The organism is Pseudomonas entomophila, assembly GCF_018417595.1.
Classification (GTDB): Bacteria; Pseudomonadota; Gammaproteobacteria; order Pseudomonadales; family Pseudomonadaceae; genus Aquipseudomonas; species Aquipseudomonas entomophila_C.
In genome coordinates, this window is sequence record NZ_CP070982.1 from 4,905,000 (window position 1) to 4,922,823 (window position 17,824).

Annotated in this window: 15 protein-coding genes; 5 read left to right on the forward strand and 10 right to left on the reverse strand. The window is 64.0% G+C overall.

All coding sequences use genetic code 11. The annotated features are described in order from the left end of the window. The first annotated feature begins 76 nt into the window (after nt 1-76). Nucleotides 77-514, forward strand: coding sequence for a YhcB family protein (locus JYG34_RS21450; protein ID WP_011535563.1), 438 nt, complete (start codon nt 77-79; stop codon nt 512-514). A gap of 141 nt (nt 515-655) precedes the next feature. On the opposite strand, the gene mdeB is transcribed toward JYG34_RS21450, so the two are convergent. Together mdeB and JYG34_RS21460 are read right to left on the reverse strand one after the other, a co-directional pair. Beyond that, entirely contained in the window at nt 656-3,337 is a 2,682-nt protein-coding gene (mdeB, locus tag JYG34_RS21455) for an alpha-ketoglutarate dehydrogenase (RefSeq protein WP_434011778.1), read from the reverse strand. 33 nt (nt 3,338-3,370) lie between these two features. Then, a complete protein-coding gene (locus tag JYG34_RS21460) occupies nt 3,371-4,567 on the reverse strand; it encodes a methionine gamma-lyase (RefSeq protein ID WP_213658234.1) in 1,197 nt (398 codons plus the stop codon). A 127-nt stretch (nt 4,568-4,694) separates the two neighbouring features. On the opposite strand from JYG34_RS21460, the gene JYG34_RS21465 reads away from it, so the two are divergent. Continuing rightward, on the forward strand, nt 4,695-5,174 hold the full coding sequence (locus JYG34_RS21465) for an Lrp/AsnC family transcriptional regulator (protein ID WP_213658235.1): 480 nt from the start codon (nt 4,695-4,697) through the stop codon (nt 5,172-5,174). A gap of 170 nt (nt 5,175-5,344) precedes the next feature. On the opposite strand, the gene cysN is transcribed toward JYG34_RS21465, so the two are convergent. From cysN to JYG34_RS21480, 3 genes are all read right to left on the reverse strand, one after another. Next, nucleotides 5,345-7,246 (reverse strand): sulfate adenylyltransferase subunit CysN, encoded by a 1,902-nt coding sequence (gene cysN / locus JYG34_RS21470; RefSeq protein ID WP_213658236.1) that lies wholly within the window; start codon nt 7,244-7,246, stop codon nt 5,345-5,347. Nucleotides 7,247-7,262: 16 nt separating this feature from the next. Next, the gene (cysD, locus tag JYG34_RS21475) at nt 7,263-8,180 is read right to left on the reverse strand and encodes a sulfate adenylyltransferase subunit CysD (RefSeq protein WP_011535568.1); all 918 of its coding nucleotides are present in this window, start codon (nt 8,178-8,180) and stop codon (nt 7,263-7,265) included. A 204-nt stretch (nt 8,181-8,384) separates the two neighbouring features. Further along, nucleotides 8,385-9,143, reverse strand: coding sequence for a Nif3-like dinuclear metal center hexameric protein (locus tag JYG34_RS21480; RefSeq protein WP_011535569.1), 759 nt, complete (start codon nt 9,141-9,143; stop codon nt 8,385-8,387). Nucleotides 9,144-9,375: 232 nt separating this feature from the next. Between JYG34_RS21480 and algW the strand changes: the two genes are divergently transcribed. Next, a complete protein-coding gene (gene algW, locus JYG34_RS21485) occupies nt 9,376-10,536 on the forward strand; it encodes a Do family serine endopeptidase AlgW (protein WP_213658237.1) in 1,161 nt (386 codons plus the stop codon). 39 nt (nt 10,537-10,575) lie between these two features. On the opposite strand, the gene JYG34_RS21490 is transcribed toward algW, so the two are convergent. The 4 genes from JYG34_RS21490 to JYG34_RS21505 all read right to left on the reverse strand — a co-directional run bounded on the left by JYG34_RS21490 (nt 10,576) and on the right by JYG34_RS21505 (nt 14,732). After that, the gene (locus tag JYG34_RS21490) at nt 10,576-11,340 is read right to left on the reverse strand and encodes an amino acid ABC transporter ATP-binding protein (RefSeq protein ID WP_011535571.1); all 765 of its coding nucleotides are present in this window, start codon (nt 11,338-11,340) and stop codon (nt 10,576-10,578) included. 10 nt (nt 11,341-11,350) lie between these two features. Then, nucleotides 11,351-12,448 (reverse strand): amino acid ABC transporter permease, encoded by a 1,098-nt coding sequence (locus JYG34_RS21495; RefSeq protein ID WP_213658238.1) that lies wholly within the window; start codon nt 12,446-12,448, stop codon nt 11,351-11,353. A gap of 10 nt (nt 12,449-12,458) precedes the next feature. Continuing rightward, nucleotides 12,459-13,637, reverse strand: coding sequence for an amino acid ABC transporter permease (locus JYG34_RS21500; protein ID WP_213658239.1), 1,179 nt, complete (start codon nt 13,635-13,637; stop codon nt 12,459-12,461). A 66-nt stretch (nt 13,638-13,703) separates the two neighbouring features. Further along, nucleotides 13,704-14,732, reverse strand: a complete 1,029-nt coding sequence (locus JYG34_RS21505; protein WP_213658240.1) for an amino acid ABC transporter substrate-binding protein — start codon at nt 14,730-14,732, stop codon at nt 13,704-13,706. A 336-nt stretch (nt 14,733-15,068) separates the two neighbouring features. Between JYG34_RS21505 and JYG34_RS21510 the strand changes: the two genes are divergently transcribed. Both JYG34_RS21510 and rhlB read left to right on the forward strand, forming a co-directional pair. After that, complete coding sequence (locus JYG34_RS21510) at nt 15,069-15,725, forward strand: alpha/beta hydrolase (RefSeq protein ID WP_213658241.1); 657 nt, start codon at nt 15,069-15,071, stop codon at nt 15,723-15,725. A 92-nt stretch (nt 15,726-15,817) separates the two neighbouring features. Beyond that, nucleotides 15,818-17,281 carry an ATP-dependent RNA helicase RhlB gene (rhlB, locus tag JYG34_RS21515; protein WP_213658242.1) on the forward strand — a complete coding sequence of 488 codons (1,464 nt, stop codon included), beginning with the start codon at nt 15,818-15,820 and terminating at the stop codon, nt 17,279-17,281. Nucleotides 17,282-17,376: 95 nt separating this feature from the next. On the opposite strand, the gene moaE is transcribed toward rhlB, so the two are convergent. Further along, entirely contained in the window at nt 17,377-17,823 is a 447-nt protein-coding gene (gene moaE / locus JYG34_RS21520; protein ID WP_213658243.1) for a molybdopterin synthase catalytic subunit MoaE, read from the reverse strand. Between the last annotated feature and the right edge of the window lies 1 nt (nt 17,824).

A 17,824-nucleotide genomic window follows, 5' to 3' on the forward strand; every position in this document is an offset into this window, starting at 1 on the left:
TTTGCGATCGCTCGCGGTATACAGCGCAGGTCTGAGCCGTTAACGTAAAGCAAAGCCGTTTATAGAGGAAGGACTCGTGGAACACTCGCTCCTTGTTTGGTTGCTGCCGACCCTGGCCCTGGCTGTCGGCGTCGTCGTCGGTTTCGCGTTGGCCCGCCTGCTGCCCAATGCGGCACCGAGCAACACCCAACGCCAGCTGGATGATATCCAGCAGCGCTTCGACAATTACCAGAACGAAGTGGTCACCCACTTCAACAGCACCGCGTCGCTGGTACAGCGACTCACGCAGAGCTACCAGGACGTGCAGGATCACCTGGCCGACGGTGCCAACCGCCTGGCGCTCGACGAACTGACTCGCCAGCGCCTGCTGGCCGCGCTGCATTCGGAAGCGGCGCAAGCGCCGCGTGATCGCCTGACCCCACCTAAGGATACCGCCGAAGTGCCGCGTGACTACGCACCGAAGGCACCGAACTCGCCGGGCATGCTCGATGAGAGCTACGGCCTCAAGCGCTGATTCGACGACATGAACAAGGCCTCGCAAGAGGCCTTTTTCGTGGGCGCGATTTGCCGGATATACACCGTCTGCAGGAGCCAGCCTTGCTGGCGAATCATGTCACGGGGTACTGACAAGCCGGCCCCTACAGGTATTGCGTGATCATCGATTCCAGGGCGCCTCATCATCCCTGATCGAATAGCGCACCCTGGCCTGTGCCAACACCTCTGCCGACAACACGCCTTGCCGCACCAGACTGTACAAGGCCGCCATCACCACCGCATGCCGATCCACCTCGAAGAAGCGCCGCAGCTGCTGGCGCGTATCGCTGCGCCCAAAGCCATCGGTGCCCAGGGTGATATAAGGGGCCTCGACATACTCGGCAATCAGTTGCGGCCAGGCACGCACATAGTCACTGGCGGCGATTACCGGGGCATCCCCTGCCAGGCAGCGCCGCAGATGACTGTCCTCTTCTCCACCCGACATCGCATGCCTGCGCGCATCCCGCGCCTCACGGGCCAGTTCGCTGAAGCTGGTGACACTGAACACTTCACTGTCGACCTGCCATTCGGTCGCCAGCAACTCGCTGGCAGCGATCACTTCACGCAGGATCGCGCCCGAACCCAGCAAGCGAATCTGCCCACGGGGTTTGAGGGCCTGCTGTACGACATAACGGTACATACCTAGCAGCACATCGCCATGCATCGCCTCCGGCAGCGAGGGTTGTGGATAGTTTTCATTCATCACCGCCACGTAGTGGAACTCGTCACGTTGCTCCACCAGCATCCGCCGCGCCGCATGGTCGAGGATCACCGCCAGTTCACCGGCGAAACACGGATCCCAGGCCCGGCAATTGGGCACCAAGGCGGCCATGACCAGGCTGGAGCCGTCCTGGTGCTGCAACCCTTCCCCGCCGAGCGTGGTACGCCCGGCAGTGGCGCCCAGCAACAGGCCGCGGGCGCGCTGGTCGGCGGCGGCCCAGATCAGGTCGCCGACCCGCTGGAAACCGAACATCGAGTAATAGATGTACACCGGCAGCATCGGCTCGCCGTGCACTGCGTAGGACGTCGCCGCCGCGACCCAGGACGAGATCGCCCCCGCCTCGGTGATGCCCTCCTCCAGCAACTGGCCGTCACGTGCCTCCTTGTAGGCCAGCAACGAGCCGGCATCCTCGGGCTCGTAACATTGGCCTGCCGGCGAGTAGATACCGATCTGGCGGAACAGGCTGGCCATGCCGAAGGTGCGCGCCTCGTCAGCGACGATCGGCACCACTCGCGGCCCCAGCCCCGGCGCCTTCAACCAGTGGCCCAGCAAGCGCACGGCGGCCATGGTCGTGGACATTTCCTTACCATCTGCATGCAGGGCAAAGCCGGCGAACGTCTCGAGGTCCGGCACCGGCAAGCTGGCGCAATCGCTGTGCCTGACCGGTAGCGGTCCGCCCAGCGCGGCGCGGCGCTGGCGCAGATAGACCATTTCCGCGCTGTCCTCGGCAGGACGATAGAACTGCAACTGTTCGACCGCCTGGTCGGACAAAGGCAGGTGGAAACGATCACGGAATGCCCGCAGCGCCTGCACATCCAGCTTCTTGGCCTGGTGCGCGGTCATCCGCGACTCGCCCGCGCTGCTCATGCCATAGCCTTTCTTGGTCTTGGCCAGGATCACCGTCGGGCGGCCCTTGCAAGCCTTGGCCGCGGCATAGGCCGCATGCAGCTTGCGAAAATCGTGGCCGCCGCGCTTGAGGGCATTGATCTCCTCGGTGTTCATGTGCGCGACCAGCCGCTGTAGCGCAGGGTCCTGATTGAAGAAGTGTTCCAGGTTGTAGCTGCCATCCTTGGCGCCGAGGGTCTGGAACTGCCCGTCGGGTGTCGCCGCCAGTTGGCGCAACAGCGCGTGTTCGTGGTCGCGGGCGAACAGCGCATCCCACTCCGAGCCCCATAGCACCTTGATCACGTTCCAACCGGCGCCGCTGAACAGCGCTTCGAGCTCCTGGATGATCTGGCCGTTGCCGCGTACCGGGCCATCCAGGCGTTGCAGGTTGCAGTTGACGATGAAGGTGAGGTTGTCCAGGCCTTCGCGAGCCGCCAGGGTGAGCCCTGCGGTCGACTCCGGCTCATCCATCTCGCCATCGCCGAACACGCCCCACACATGTCGACCCGACGTGTCGAGCAGACCTCGATGCTGCAGGTAGCGCATGAAACGTGCCTGGTAGATCGCATTCAGCGGGCCGATCCCCATGGAACCGGTTGGGAACTGCCAGAAGTCGGGCATCAACCAAGGGTGCGGGTAAGAGCACAGGCCATTGCCTGCGACTTCCTGGCGGTAGTTGGCCAGTTGCTGTTCAGTGAGCCGCCCTTCGAGGAAAGCGCGGGCGTAAATGCCCGGCGCCGAATGCGGCTGGAAGAACACCAGGTCGCCCGTGCGCCGCTCGCCGCCGCTTTCACCGCGAAAGAAGTGCTGGAAGCCCACCTCGAAGATTTCTGCTGCCGAGGCGTAGCTGGCGATATGCCCGCCCAGTTCGCCATAGGCATGGTTGGCGCGAACCACCATGGCCAGGGCATTCCAGCGCAGGATGCCGGTGATGCGCTCGTCCAGTTCAAGATCACCGGGGTAGGCACCCTGCTGCTCCACCGGCAAGGTGTTGCGGTAGGCGGAAAATGCCTGGGCCTCGCGTTCCAGGCCCAGCTCCAGGGCATGAGCCTGAAGGCGCTGCAACAAGTAACGCGCCCGCGCCGGGCCGCAATGGGCCAGGGCGGACTCCAGGGCCTGGCACCACTCGGCAGTTTCCACCGGGTCGCTGTCCAGGTTCACATCATGAGCGGTCAACGGCTCGTTCGGGTTCATCATCGCAACCATTGCGCAGGCCTCGTCCGTGGCGGTTCAGGCACAAGCCTTCAGGGCCTGGTCGATATCGGCCAGCAGGTCGTCGACGTCTTCGAGGCCCACCGACAACCGCACCAACCCTTCCGAGATACCATGGTGCGCCCGCTCCTGCGGCGTATAGCTGGAGTGGGTCATGCTCGCCGGATGCTGGGCCAGCGACTCGGCGTCGCCCAGGCTCACCGCCCGGCTGAACAGCTGCAGGGCGTTCATGAAGCGCCGACCCGCCTCGATGCCGCCCTTGAGCTCGAAGGCGATCATCCCGCCCGGCAGGCGCATCTGCCGCTGGGCCAGGGCGTACTGGGCGAAGGATGGCAGCCCCGGATAGTTGATCAGCTCCACCTGCGGTTGCCGCGCCAGGTGCTCGGCCACCTGCTGCGCATTGGCGCAATGGCGGTCCATGCGCAGGGCCAGGGTCTTGATACCACGCATCAGCAACGACGCGTCGTGGGGCGAGAGCACCGCGCCAGTCATGTCCTTGAGGCCTTCCAGGCGGATCCGGTCGATCAAGGCCTTGCGCCCGACCACCAGCCCAGCAGTGATGTCACCATGCCCAGAGAGGTACTTGGTGGCCGAGTGCACGACCAGGTCGGCACCCAACTCCAGCGGCCTTTGCAGGTAAGGCGTGCAGTAAGTATTGTCGACCACGATGCTCAGGTCGTGGCCACGCGTCGCGTCGGCCACGGCGGCGATGTCCACCAGCTGCATGTTGGGGTTGGCCGGGGTTTCGAAATAGATCATCCGGGTTTTCGGGGTGATCGCGGCTTTCAGCGCCTGCAGGTCGTTGAGGTCGACATGCAGGATCTTCACCCCAAACTCGCCGATGCCATGGTGCAGGTAGGCGAAGGTGCAGCCATACAGGGTGCGGCCGACGATCAGTTCGTCGCCCGGGCGTAGCAGGGTCCATAGCGTGGAGGTGATGGCGCCCATGCCCGAGGCCAGGGCGAGCCCGGCCTCGCCCCCTTCGAGCGAGGCCAAGCGCTGCTCGAGCAGGGCCAGAGTAGGGTTGGAGATGCGGCTGTAGAAGTGCCCGCTCTCTTCGCCGGCAAAGCAGGCGGCGCCGTATTCGACAGTGGGAAACGCGTAGGTGGCAGTCTGGTAGACCGGTGGCACCAGCGCGCCGCCGTGTGACAGCGGGTCATAGCCATGGTGGATGGCCCGCGTGGAAAAACCGGTGTTGTTATTGGAGTCGCGCATGGCAACAGCCTCTTGTGGTTTGCTATAAGCTTATGCCACTGGGCTGGCGCAATTTTTCCAAAGTAGCCCACCGTTCCCTGTGGTTTTTGAAAGAAAAACAATAAAAACCGAACCAGGAGGGCAAACCATGCCTTCGACCCTAGACCGTACCGACCGCGCCCTGCTGGCCGCCCTGCAGGACAACGCCCGCCTCACCGTTTCCGAACTCGCCGACCAGGTCGCCCTGACCACTTCGCCCTGCTGGCGACGTGTCAAGCTGCTGGAGGACAACGGTTACATCACCGGTTACCAGGCCATCCTCTCGCCCAAGTCGCTGGGCTTTGGGGTGACCGCTTTCGTCAGCATCATGATGGACTCGCACACCAAGGAGATGGCCTTGGCGTTCGAACGCAGGCTGATGGAGATCCCCGAGATCGTCGCTTGCCACAATGTGTCCGGGCGCTATGACTTCCTGCTGGAGATTCTGGCGCGGGACCTGGAGTCGTTTGGGGAATTCACCCGGGAGGTACTGCAGCGGTTGCCGGGGGTGAAGGAGATCTATTCGAGCTTTTCGTACAAGGCGGTGAAGGAACGGCGGGTGATTCCGGTATCCGAGAAACATATCTAGCATTTTTGGGGCGCTCTGCGCCCCTTTCGCGGCACAAGGCCACACCTCCAGGAACAGCACGATCCCTGTAGGAGCGGCCTTCAGCCGCGGATCTCGCAAGCAACGCATTTCCTGGCCAAGGCCAAATAAAAAACCCCGCCGAGGCGGGGTTTTTCACATCAGGCTATCGATCAGATCGCACCGCGCTGGCGCAGCACGTCCAGCACCAGCTTGACGCCCTCATCAACACTCAGCGACTGGGTGTCGATCACCAGGTCGGCGTCCAGCGGCACATCGAACGGGAAGCTCTCGCCCGGGATGTTGTCACCACCGGCGGCGTACAGGCCTTGCGGGTCACGCTCGCGGCAGGCCAGCGGCGATGCCTGGACGTACACGGTGATCAGGCGCTCCTTGCCGATCAGCGCCTTGGCCTGCTCGCGGCCTTCGGCATCCGGGGCAACGAACGCGGCCAGGGTGAGCAGACCGGCTTCGTTGAACTGACGCGCCACATGGGCGGCGCGACGCCAGTTCTCGGTGCGCCCGGCACGGTCCTGCGGCAGGCCCTTGTTCAGGTCGTGGCGCAGGTTCTGGCCATCGAGCACATAGACCGCGCGGCCCATGTCGAACAACTTGCGTTCCACGGCATAGGCCAGGGTGCTCTTGCCGGCGCCGGACAGGCCGCTGAACAGCACGGTGGCCGGCTGCTGGCCGAAGCGCAGGGCGCGCTCTTCGGTGGCGACGTGGGCCAGCTTGCCATGCTGGCCGGTGCTGCCGTGCGGCAGTACCGGCGGCGCGATGATCATGCCGGCACCCACGGTGCCGTTGGTCAGGCGGTCGATGACGATGAACGCGCCAGTGGTGCGGTTGCTGTCGTAACCGTCCAGGGCGATGGCACTGTCCAGCGCGACCTTGACCCGGCCGATCTCGTTGAGCTGCAACGCGCTGGCGGCGCCCTGCTCGAGGGTGTTCACATCGACCTTGTGGGTGATGCTGGCGATCGAGCCCGGCACGTAGCTGGTGGCGCGCTTGATATCGTACTTCTTGCCCGGGAGCATCGGCTCCTCGGCCATCCACACCAGCATGGCGTCGAACTGGTCGGTCACCGCCGGGACGTTGTCGGCATGCACCAGCAGGTCGCCACGGGAGATGTCGATCTCGTCTTCCATGGTCAGTGTGACCGCCTGGCCAGGGCCGGCGCTCTCCAGCTCACCCTCATAGGTGACGATGGATTTGACCCGGCTGCTCTTGCCCGACGGCAGCACGACGATCTCGTCACCCTTGTGCACCACGCCACCGGCGATGGTGCCGGCAAAGCCGCGGAAGTTCAGGTTCGGACGGTTGACGTACTGCACCGGGAAGCGCAGGTCGGTGACGTTGCGGTCGGCGGCGATCTCGACGGTCTCGAGGATCTCCATCAGCGCAGGGCCGGTGTACCACGGCGAACGCTCGCTGCGGTTGACCACGTTGTCGCCCTTGAGCGCCGACATGGGCACGAAGTGCAGGCTCGACGGCTTGAGGTTGATACCCTCGGCGAACTTCAGGTAGTCGGCCTTGATCGACTCGAAGACCTGCTCGTCGAAGCCCTTGAGGTCCATCTTGTTGACCGCGACGACGATATGCTTGATGCCCAGCAGCGAGGCGATGTAGCTGTGCCGACGGGTTTGCGTCTGCACACCATAGCGGGCGTCGACCAGGATGATCGCCAGGTCGCAGGTGGAGGCGCCGGTGGCCATGTTGCGGGTGTACTGCTCGTGGCCCGGGGTGTCGGCGATGATGAACTTGCGCTTGGCGGTGGAAAAGTAGCGGTAGGCGACATCGATGGTGATGCCCTGCTCGCGCTCGGCCTGCAGGCCGTCGACCAGCAGCGCCAGGTCGACCTCTTCGCCGGTGGTGCCGGACTTCTTCGAATCGCGGGTGATGGCCTCGAGGTGGTCCTCGTAGATCATCTTCGAGTCGTGCAGCAGGCGCCCGATCAGGGTGCTCTTGCCGTCGTCCACGTTGCCGCAGGTGAGGAAACGCAGCAGTTCTTTGCGCTCATGCTGAGCCAGATAAGCGAGGATGTCTTCGCTGATCAAATCGGATTGGTGCGACATGGAGTAACCCTGAAAATTAGAAGTAGCCCTGACGTTTCTTGTCTTCCATGGAACCGGCGCCATCGTGGTCGATGACTCGGCCCTGGCGCTCGGAAGTGCGCGTCAGGAGCATTTCCTGAATGATGTCGGTCAGCGTTTCGGCTTCCGATTCGACAGCCCCCGTCAACGGGTAGCAGCCGAGGGTACGGAAACGCACCTTCTTCTTGACGATGCGCGCCTTCTCCTCGTCGCTGAGGTGCTCGAGGATGCGCTCGTCGTCGATCATGATCAGGGTGCCGTTCTTCTCGATCACTTCACGCTCGGCGGCGAAGTACAGCGGCACGATCGGGATGCCTTCGAGGTAGATGTACTGCCAGATGTCCAGCTCGGTCCAGTTCGACAGCGGGAACACGCGGATCGACTCGCCCTTGTTGACCTTGCCGTTGTAGATGTTCCACAGCTCCGGGCGCTGGTTCTTCGGGTCCCAGCGGTGCTTGCTGTCACGGAACGAGTAGACGCGCTCTTTGGCCCGCGACTTCTCTTCGTCGCGGCGCGCGCCACCGAAGGCGGCGTCGAAGCCATGCTTGTCCAGCGCCTGCTTCAGGCCCTGGGTCTTCATGATGTCGGTGTGCTTGGAGCTGCCATGGGTGAACGGGTTGATGCCCTGCGCCACCCCTTCCGGGTTGACGTGGGTGATCAGCTCCAGGCCCATCTCTTCGACCATCTTGTCGCGGAAGCGGTACATCTCCTGGAACTTCCACTGGGTGTCGACGTGCATCACCGGGAACGGCAGCTTGCCCGGGAAGAACGCCTTGCGCGCCAGGTGCAGCATGACCGCGGAATCCTTGCCGATCGAGTACAGCATCACCGGGTTGTCGAACTCGGCGGCCACCTCGCGGATGATGTGGATGCTCTCCGCCTCCAGCTGTTTCAAGTGCGTCAGATTGTCGACCATGGCTACTCACGAAAAACGATCTTATGGACGGCCTGCGGGCCGTGTTCGAGCGAGCCACTTTATCACAGCGCCTGATTCTATTTAGGAGGCTGCCTAGATCGAAAAGGTCTAATGATATGACTGGGGGTTTGGGGCCTGCGAAGTACCTGTAGGAGCGGCACAAGGCCGCTCCTACAGGAAACCGTATCCGCCGCCCGCGATGGGTCAGATCGGGTTCGGGCAATCGATGAACAGGTGCTCGACCGCGAACCGCCGCGCCAGGTAATCGCCCAGCGCCTGCACGCCATAGCGCTCGGTGGCGTGGTGCCCGGCGGCGATGAAACTGATGCCGTTCTCGCGGGCACTGTGGAAGGTCTGCTCGGACGCCTCGCCACTGATGAACAGGTCGACGCCCGCGGCAATCGCGGTGTCGATGTAACCCTGCCCCCCCCCGGTGCACCAACCCACCCGGCGAATCATCCGCTCGCCCTCGACCACCAGCGGCTCACGCCCGAGGGCCTCCTGCACGCGGCGGGCGAAATCGCGCGCCGACAGCGGCTCGGCCAGCGAGCCGACCAGGCCCACGACCTTGGGGTTGTTCGGGTCCAGCGGCCCCTCGACGGTGATGTCCAGCTGGCGTGCCAGCTGCACGTTGTTGCCCACCTCCGGGTGCACGTCCAGCGGCAGGTGGTAGGCCAGCAGGCTGATGTCGTGCTTGAGCAGGGTCTTCAGGCGACGTTGCTTGATACCGGTGATGCACGGGTTCTCGCCCTTCCAGAAGTAGCCGTGGTGCACCAGCACCAGGTCGGCGTCGGCCTCCACTGCGGCGTCCAGCAGCGCCTGGCTGGCGGTGACGCCACTGACGATGCGGCTGACCTGTGGCCGGCCCTCGACTTGCAGGCCATTGGGGCAGTAGTCCTGGATCTTCGCGCTGGCCAGGTAGCGCTCGGCTTCCTCGACCAGGGTATTGAGGGCGACGGCCATGAAAAATCTCCTCGGATTCGGCGTTGCGGCTGGGCACGAGGCCCTATAATGGCCGCCATTATGGGCCGTCGCCGGCTTCGGGGAAACCGGCGGCAGTTGCCCGGGGGCAAGCCTGCCGCGAAGCAGACACCGCGATTCAAGCCGTCGCCGATCGACCTTTTCACGTGTATGATCGCGCGCGCTCGCCCCGGGCCTACTGACATGGCCCCCGCCCTACTCCCAGGATTCATTCATGCTCAAGGCTCTGCGTTACTTCGGCTGGCCCCTGCTCACCGGTGTGCTGATCGCGATGCTGATCATCCAGCGCTTCCCGCAATGGGTCGGCCTGCCCAGCCAGGACGTCAACCTGCAGCAGGCGCCGCAGACTTCGCGGATCATGCAGGGCCCGGTCTCCTATGCCGATGCCGTGACCCTCGCCGCCCCGGCGGTGGTCAACCTGTACACCACCAAGGTGGTGAACAAGAGCGCCCACCCGCTGTTCGAGGACCCGCAGTTCCGCCGCTTCTTCGGCGACAACCTGCCCAAGCAGCGGCGCTGGGAGTCGAGCCTGGGTTCGGCGGTGATCATGAGCCCTGAAGGCTACCTGCTGACCAACAACCACGTCACCAGCGGCGCCGACCAGATCGTCGTGGCGCTCAAGGACGGCCGCGAAACCCTGGCGCGGGTGATCGGCAGCGACCCGGAAACCGACCTGGCGGTGCTGAAGATCGACCTGAAGAACCTGCCGGCGATCACCATCGGCCGCTCCGACAGCATCCATATCGGCGATGTCTGCCTGGCCATCGGCAACCCGTTCGGCGTCGGCCAGACCGTGACCATGGGCATCATCAGCGCCACCGGCCGCAACCAGCTGGGCCTGAACAACTACGAGGACTTCATCCAGACCGACGCGGCGATCAACCCGGGCAACTCCGGTGGCGCGCTGGTGGACGCCAACGGCAACCTGGTGGGTATCAACACAGCGATCTTCTCCAAGTCCGGTGGCTCCCAGGGCATCGGCTTCGCCATCCCGATCAAGCTGGCGCTGGAGGTGATGAAGTCGATCGTCGAGCATGGCCAGGTGATCCGTGGCTGGCTGGGCATCGAGGTGCAGCCGCTGAGCCAGGAGCTGGCCGAGTCGTTCGGCATGCAGGGCCACCCAGGCATCGTCGTGGCCGGGATCTTCCGCGACGGGCCGGCGGCGCGCGCAGGGCTGCAACTGGGTGACGTGATCCTGAGCATCAATGGCGAACCGGCTGGCGACGGGCGCAAGTCGATGAACCAGGTGGCGCGGATCAAGCCCAACGAGAAGATCACCATCGAGGTGGTGCGTAACGGGCAGCAGCTGAAGCTGGTCGCCGAGGTGGGGCTGCGGCCGCCACCGGCGCCGGTGCCCCCAAAAGAAGAGAATTGAAGCCTGGGTTCGCCGGCTTGCCGGCGAACCCCTGTCACATCAATGCAGGATCTGGCTCAGGAACAGCTTGGTCCGATCACTGCGCGGCCGGTCGAAGAAGTCATCCGGCGCGGCCTGCTCGACGATCTCGCCCTTGTCCATGAAGATCACCCGGTTCGCCACGGTTCGGGCAAAGCCCATCTCGTGCGTCACGCAGAGCATGGTCATGCCGTCCTCGGCCAGGCTGACCATGGTGTCGAGCACCTCCTTGACCATTTCCGGGTCCAGCGCCGACGTCGGTTCATCGAACAGCATGATCTTCGGTTTCATGCACAGTGCGCGGGCGATCGCCACCCGCTGCTGCTGGCCGCCGGACAACTGCCCCGGGTACTTGTGCGCCTGCTCCGGAATGCGCACGCGCTCGAGAAAGTGCATGGCGATTTCCTCGGCCTTGCGCCGTGGCATCTTGCGCACCCACATCGGTGCCAGGGTGCAGTTCTCGAGAATGCTCAAGTGGGGGAACAGGTTGAAGTGCTGGAACACCATGCCCACCTCGCGGCGGATCGCCTCGATCTGCTTGAGGTCGTTGGTCAGCTCCACGCCATCGACGACGATGCGCCCCTGCTGGTGCTCTTCCAGGCGGTTGAGGCAGCGGATGGTGGTCGACTTGCCCGAGCCGGACGGCCCGCACAGCACGATACGCTCGCCCTGACGCACGTTCAGGTTGATGTCCTTGAGCACATGGAACTGGCCGTACCACTTGTTCACGCCCTGCATCTGGATGATGCCTTCGGGGCCGGCAGGCTGCTTGATCGCTTCACTCATTTCGAAACTCCTAACGCTTGTGGCCAGTGTCCAGCTTGCGCTCCAGGTGCATGGAGTAGCGGGACATACCGAAACAGAAAATCCAGAACACCAGGGCGGCGAACACGTAGCCCTCGGTGGCCATGCCCAGCCAGGTCGGGTCGGCCGCCGCCTGCTTGACGCTGTTGAGCAGGTCGAACAGGCCGATGATGATCACCAGGCTGGTATCCTTGAACAGGGCGATGAAGGTGTTGACGATGCCGGGGATCACCAGCTTGAGCGCCTGGGGCAGGATCACCAGGCCCATCGCCCGCCAGTAGCCCAGGCCCATGGCCGCGGCGGCTTCGTACTGGCCCTTGGGGATGGCCTGCAGACCGCCGCGCACCACCTCGGCGATGTACGCCGACTGGAACAGGATCACGCCGATCATCGCCCGCAGCAGCTTGTCGAAGCTCATGCCCTCGGGCAGGAACAGCGGCAGCATCACCGACGACATGAACAGTACGGTGATCAACGGCACGCCGCGCCAGAACTCGATGAAGGTGACGCAGACCACCTTCACTGCCGGCATGTTCGAACGCCGCCCCAGCGCCAGCAGGATACCCAGCGGCAAGGCACCGACGATGCCGACGGTGGCGATCACCAGGGTGAGCATCAGGCCGCCCCACTGGCTGGTCTGGACCGTGGCCAGGCCCAGGTAGCCGCCGTGCAGCAAGGTGTAGGCGAGCACCGGGTACAGGACCAGGAAGCCCAGCCCATACACCGCCTTGCGCGGGAAGCGCTTGATGAACAGCGGCGCGGCGCCGAGCACGGCCAGCCACACGGTCAGGTCGACGCGCCAGCGCAGCTCCGTAGGGTAGTAGCCGTACATGAACTGGCCGAAGCGCTGCTGGATGAACACCCAGCAGGCGCCGTCCTTGGTGCAGTCGGCGCGGGTGGTGCCGACCCAGTTGGCGTCGATGAATGCCCATTGCAGCAGCGGCGGCACGATCAGCCACACCAGGTACAGCGCGAACAACGTCAATAGTGTGTTGAGCCAGCTGGAGAACAGGTTGGCCCGCATCCAGGCGAGCACGCCAACGGTCTTCACCGGTGGCGGCATGTCGGGTTTGAAAACATGGGCTGTCACGGAAGTACCCTCACCGCTCGATCAGCGCAATGCGCTTGTTGTACCAGTTCATCAGCAGCGAAATGCTGATGCTGATGGCGAGATAGACGCTCATGGTGATGGCGATCACCTCGATGGCCTGGCCGGTCTGGTTGAGCACGGTACCGGCGAACAGCGAGACCATTTCCGGGTAGCCGATACCGGCCGCCAGCGACGAGTTCTTCGCCAGGTTCAGGTACTGGCTGGTCAGCGGCGGAATGATCACCCGCAGCGCCTGGGGGATGATCACCTTGCGCAGCGTCGGGCCTTCGCGCAGGCCCAGCGAGCGGGCCGCCTCGGTCTGGCCGTGGCTGACCGAGCGGATGCCGGAACGCACGATCTCGGCGATGAACGCCGCGGTGTAGATGGTCAGCGCCAAAGTGAGCGCCAGCAGCTCGGGGATCAGCACCCAGCCGCCCACGAAGTTGAAGCCCTTGAGTTGCGGAACGTCCCAGTGCACCGGGCTGCCGAACAGCAGCGCGCATACGCCGGGGATGCCGACCAGCAACAACAGGCCCACCCAGAACTTGTGGAACGGTTCGCCGGTTTCGTCGAAGCGTTTGTTGGCGTGGCGCACCATCAGCACGACGGCGACGATCGCCAGCACCAGCGCGGCGACGAACGGCCAGAAGCCTTCGGCGAGCGAGGCGCCGGGCATGTTCAGGCCGCGGTTGCTGATGAAGAAGGTGTCCTGGATGTTGATGCTACCCCGTGGGCCCGGCAGGGTGAGGAACACCGCGAAGTACCAGAACAGGATCTGCAGCAGTGGCGGAATGTTGCGGAAAGTCTCCACATACACCGTCGCCAGCTTGTTGATCATCCAGTTCGGTGACAGCCGCGCCACGCCGATGATGAAGCCCAGCAGCGTCGCCAGGATGATGCCGATGAAGGTCACCAGCAGCGTGTTGAGCAGGCCGATGACGAACACCCGCGCATAGCTGTCCGACTCCACGTAGGGGATCAGGTGCTGGGCGATGCCGAACCCGGCGCTGCGCTCGAGGAAGTCGAAGCCCGAGGTGATGCCCCGGTGCTGAAGGTTGGTTTGGGTGTTGTGGAACAGGTACCAGCCCAGGCCCGCCACGAAGACCACCGTGAGGATCTGGAACAGCCACGCGCGCACACGTGGATCACTAAGGGAAAACCCTTTCCGTGCGCCGATTTGATTTTGCATGAAGTGCCCCGAAAAGAAGGGATTCGAACGACCCGCGGCGGCAGGATGCCGCCGCGGGTGCAGCCATCAGCGCACCGGAGGCGCGTACTGGATGCCGCCGTTGTTCCACAGGGCGTTCATGCCACGGTCGATCTTCAGGTCGGTGCTCTGGCCCAGGTTCTTCTCGAACACTTCGCCATAGTTGCCGACTTGCTTGACGATCTGCACTACCCAGTCCTTGGGCAGCTTGAGGTCCTTGCCGTACTCGCCATCGGCGCCCAGCAGGCGGGCCACGTCAGGGTTCTTGGTGGACTTGGCCTCGGCCTCGACGTTCTTCGAGGTGATGCCCGCTTCTTCAGCATTGAGCATGGCGAACAGGGTCCACTTGACGATGCTGAACCACTCTTCGTCGCCTTTACGCACCACTGGACCCAGCGGTTCCTTGGAGATGGTCTCCGGCAACACCACGTATTCGCTCGGTGCGGCCAGCTTGGAGCGCTGGGCGAACAGCTGCGACTTGTCGGAGGTCAGTACGTCGCAACGACCGGACTCCAGCGACTTGGCGCTTTCATCGGAGGTGTCGAAGGTGATCGGGGTGTACTTCAGCCCATTGGCGCGGAAGTAGTCGGAAACGTTCAGCTCGGTGGTAGTGCCGGCCTGGATGCAGATGGTCGCGCCGTCGAGTTCCTTGGCGCTCTTCACACCCAGCTTGTTGTTGGCGAGGAATCCGACGCCGTCGTAGTAGGTGACACCGGCGAACACCAGGCCCATGCCGGCATCGCGCGAGCTGGTCCAGGTGGTGTTGCGCGACAGCACGTCGACTTCGCCGGACTGCAGGGCGGTGAAGCGCTCCTTGGCGTTGAGTTGGCTGAACTTGACCTTGGTCGCGTCGCCGAACACGGCGGCGGCTACGGCACGGCACACATCGGCGTCGATACCGACGATCTTGCCTTGCGCGTCCGGCACGGAGAAGCCTGGAAGACCATCGCTCACGCCACACTGGACGAAGCCCTTCTTCTTCACCGCATCGAGGGTGGCGCCGGCCTGGGCGAAGCTGGTAGCGCCCAACGCGGCGGCGGCGGTGAGGACTGCCAGGGTGGTTTTCAACATCTTCATCAACAACCTCCAAATCGCTCTTGTTGTACGAGCCGGAATTGCACCGCACCCTTATGAGGCGCATCCGACCCCTTGTTGGCTTGTTTTTGGGTCAATTGGCGCAATGGGCTGTTCTGTGACAGCCTTCAATCCACACGGGGGTGTTACCGTAACCGGCCTATCCCCTCGCATCAGCATAGACATAGCAAAGCGCGTACCACGTTCATGGGCTTAAGCGATTAAGCGGTCGTCAAGTAGTAAAAGTTGTAGAGTTGCGACATCTTTTTCCGGCATTAACCTCCACTGCCTTCTTTTCACGCACTCAAAATGCACGCACGCACAGATTCGGAGCAGTCCATGACCCACCCGCTGATCCTCGAACCCCAGAACACCGCAGACGCCTGTGTGATCTGGTTGCACGGCCTGGGCGCCGACCGTTACGACTTCCTACCGGTGGCCGAGTTTCTCCAGGAGCGCCTGGCCAGTACCCGTTTCGTAATGCCCCAGGCCCCCACCCGCCCGGTGACAATCAACGGCGGCTATGAAATGCCCAGCTGGTACGACATCAAGGCCATGACCCCGGCGCGGGCCATCGACGAGGCGCAGCTGGAGGCGTCAGCCGAGCAGGTCATCGCCCTGATCGAGGCCGAGCGGGCCAAGGGCATCGACCTGTCGCGCATCGTCCTCGCCGGCTTTTCCCAGGGCGGCGCCGTGGTGCTGCACACCGCCTATATAAAGTGGCAGGAAGCCCTGGGCGGGGTGATCGCCCTGTCGACCTACGCCCCGACCTTCACCGACGGCCTGCAACTGAGCGCCTGCCAGCAACGCACCCCGGCCCTCTGCCTGCATGGCGTGCACGACCCGGTGGTGATCCCGTCGATGGGGCGTACGGCGTTCGAGTACCTCAACACCTGGGGCGTGGCCGCCCGCTGGTACGAGTACCCGATGGAGCACGAAGTGGTGGTCGAGGAACTGAACGACATCTACGACTGGCTGAGCCGCCAGCTGCAGTGAGCCTGTAGCCCACCGAGCATTCCACTACGCCGCGCCCGATTCTTGCATTACACTGCCCGGCGTACATTCCTTAACCAGTTGACGAGACGACCGTGCTCAAGGCACTCAAGAAAATATTCGCCAAGGGAGACGCCGCGCCGCAGGCCGCCGAGCCCGTCGCCGTGTCCCCGCCCGCCCCGGCCGCGCAGCCGCCCGCTGTCGCTCCGGCCCCCAAGAGCCACCGCCCCAAACCTGCGCCCAAGCCGCAGGCCGAGGCCCAGCCAGACCACCAGCCGCGCGCCGAACAGCCCGTCAAGGACAAGCCACGCCGCGAGCGCAAGCCAAAGCCCCAGGCCAGCCTGTGGAAGCCCGAGGACTTCGTGGTCGAGCCGCAAGAGGGCAAGACCCGCTTCCACGACTTCAAGCTCTCCAACGAGGTGATGCACGCCATCCATGACCTCGGCTTCCCCTACTGCACCCCGATCCAGGCCCAGGTGCTCGGCCATACGCTGCGCGGCCAGGACGCCATCGGCCGGGCCCAGACGGGTACCGGCAAGACCGCCGCGTTCCTGATCTCGATCATCTCCCAGCTGCAACAGGTGCCACCGCCCAAGGAACGCTACATGGGCGAACCACGGGCGCTGATCATCGCCCCGACCCGCGAGCTGGTGGTGCAGATCGCCAAGGATGCCATGGCGCTGACCAAGTACAGCGGCCTGAACGTGATGAGCTTCGTCGGCGGCATGGACTTCGACAAGCAGCTCAAGTCGCTGGAGGCGCGCCACTGCGACATCCTGGTGGCCACCCCTGGCCGCCTGCTGGACTTCAACCAGCGCGGCGAGGTGCACCTGGACATGGTCGAGGTGCTGGTGCTGGACGAGGCCGACCGCATGCTCGACATGGGCTTCATCCCCCAGGTCCGCCAGATCATTCGCCAGACGCCACCGAAGAGCGAGCGTCAGACCCTGCTGTTCTCCGCCACCTTCACCGACGACGTGATGAACCTGGCCAAGCAGTGGACCACCAACCCGGCCATCGTCGAGATCGAACCGGAGAACGTCGCCAGCGAGACCGTCGAGCAACACGTCTACGCCGTGGCCGGCAGCGACAAGTACAAGCTGCTGTACAACCTGGTCACGCAGAACAAGTGGGAACGGGTGATGGTGTTCGCCAACCGCAAGGACGAGGTGCGGCGCATCGAGGAAAAACTGGTGCGCGATGGCATCAACGCCGCCCAGTTGTCGGGCGACGTGCCGCAGCACAAGCGCATCCGCACCCTGGAGAACTTCCGCGAGGGGCGCATCAGCGTGCTGGTGGCCACCGACGTGGCCGGGCGCGGCATCCACATCGACGGCATCAGCCATGTGATCAACTTCACCCTGCCGGAAGATCCGGACGACTACGTGCACCGTATCGGCCGTACCGGGCGGGCGGGGAGCAGTGGCGTGTCGATCAGCTTTGCCGGTGAGGACGACTCGTACCAGCTGCCGGCAATCGAAGAACTGCTGGGGCGCAAGATCAAGTGCGAGATGCCGCCGGACGAGCTGTTGAAGCCGGTGCCGCGCAAGCACCATTGATATCCGCGGCCCCTGTAGGAGCGGCTTTAGCCGCGATCACCCGCAAAGCGGGTGCCAGGCATCGCGGCTAAAGCCGCTCCTACAGGCGAACCGCTCTACCAGCGCTCTGCTGCATCCTGGTCGCTCTGCTTCCCCTCGACCCAGCGCGGCCCATCCTGGGTGTTCTCCTTCTTCCAGAACGGCGCCCGGGTCTTCAGGTAGTCCATGATGAAATTGCAGGCGTCGAACGCCGCCTGCCGATGCGCGCTGGCCACCCCGACGAAGACGATCGGCTCGCCCGGTTCCAGCGCACCAATGCGGTGCAGCACCTCGACCTTGAGCAACGGCCAGCGCTGCTCGGCCTCGACCACGATCTTCTGCAATGCCTTCTCGGTCATCCCCGGGTAGTGCTCGAGGAACATCCCGGCCACATCCAGCCCGTCATTGAAATCCCGCACATAGCCGACGAAACCGACCACAGCGCCCACACCGACATTGGCGGCGTGCATGGCGTTGACCTCGAATCCAGGGTCGAACGCGCCCTCCTGTACCCGAACACTCATG

Bases quoted from the DNA above. Each gene is read 5' to 3' on its own strand.
- mdeB (WP_434011778.1), bottom strand. From the start codon at position 3,337: ATGATGAACCCGAACGAGCCGTTGACCGCTCATGATGTGAACCTGGAC.
- JYG34_RS21460 (WP_213658234.1), bottom strand. From the start codon at position 4,567: ATGCGCGACTCCAATAACAACACCGGTTTTTCCACGCGGGCCATCCAC.
- JYG34_RS21465 (WP_213658235.1), top strand. From the start codon at position 4,695: ATGCCTTCGACCCTAGACCGTACCGACCGCGCCCTGCTGGCCGCCCTG.
- cysN (WP_213658236.1), bottom strand. From the start codon at position 7,246: ATGTCGCACCAATCCGATTTGATCAGCGAAGACATCCTCGCTTATCTG.
- cysD (WP_011535568.1), bottom strand. From the start codon at position 8,180: ATGGTCGACAATCTGACGCACTTGAAACAGCTGGAGGCGGAGAGCATC.
- JYG34_RS21480 (WP_011535569.1), bottom strand. From the start codon at position 9,143: ATGGCCGTCGCCCTCAATACCCTGGTCGAGGAAGCCGAGCGCTACCTG.
- algW (WP_213658237.1), top strand. From the start codon at position 9,376: ATGCTCAAGGCTCTGCGTTACTTCGGCTGGCCCCTGCTCACCGGTGTG.
- JYG34_RS21490 (WP_011535571.1), bottom strand. From the start codon at position 11,340: ATGAGTGAAGCGATCAAGCAGCCTGCCGGCCCCGAAGGCATCATCCAG.
- JYG34_RS21500 (WP_213658239.1), bottom strand. From the start codon at position 13,637: ATGCAAAATCAAATCGGCGCACGGAAAGGGTTTTCCCTTAGTGATCCA.
- JYG34_RS21505 (WP_213658240.1), bottom strand. From the start codon at position 14,732: ATGAAGATGTTGAAAACCACCCTGGCAGTCCTCACCGCCGCCGCCGCG.
- JYG34_RS21510 (WP_213658241.1), top strand. From the start codon at position 15,069: ATGACCCACCCGCTGATCCTCGAACCCCAGAACACCGCAGACGCCTGT.
- moaE (WP_213658243.1), bottom strand. From the start codon at position 17,823: ATGAGTGTTCGGGTACAGGAGGGCGCGTTCGACCCTGGATTCGAGGTC.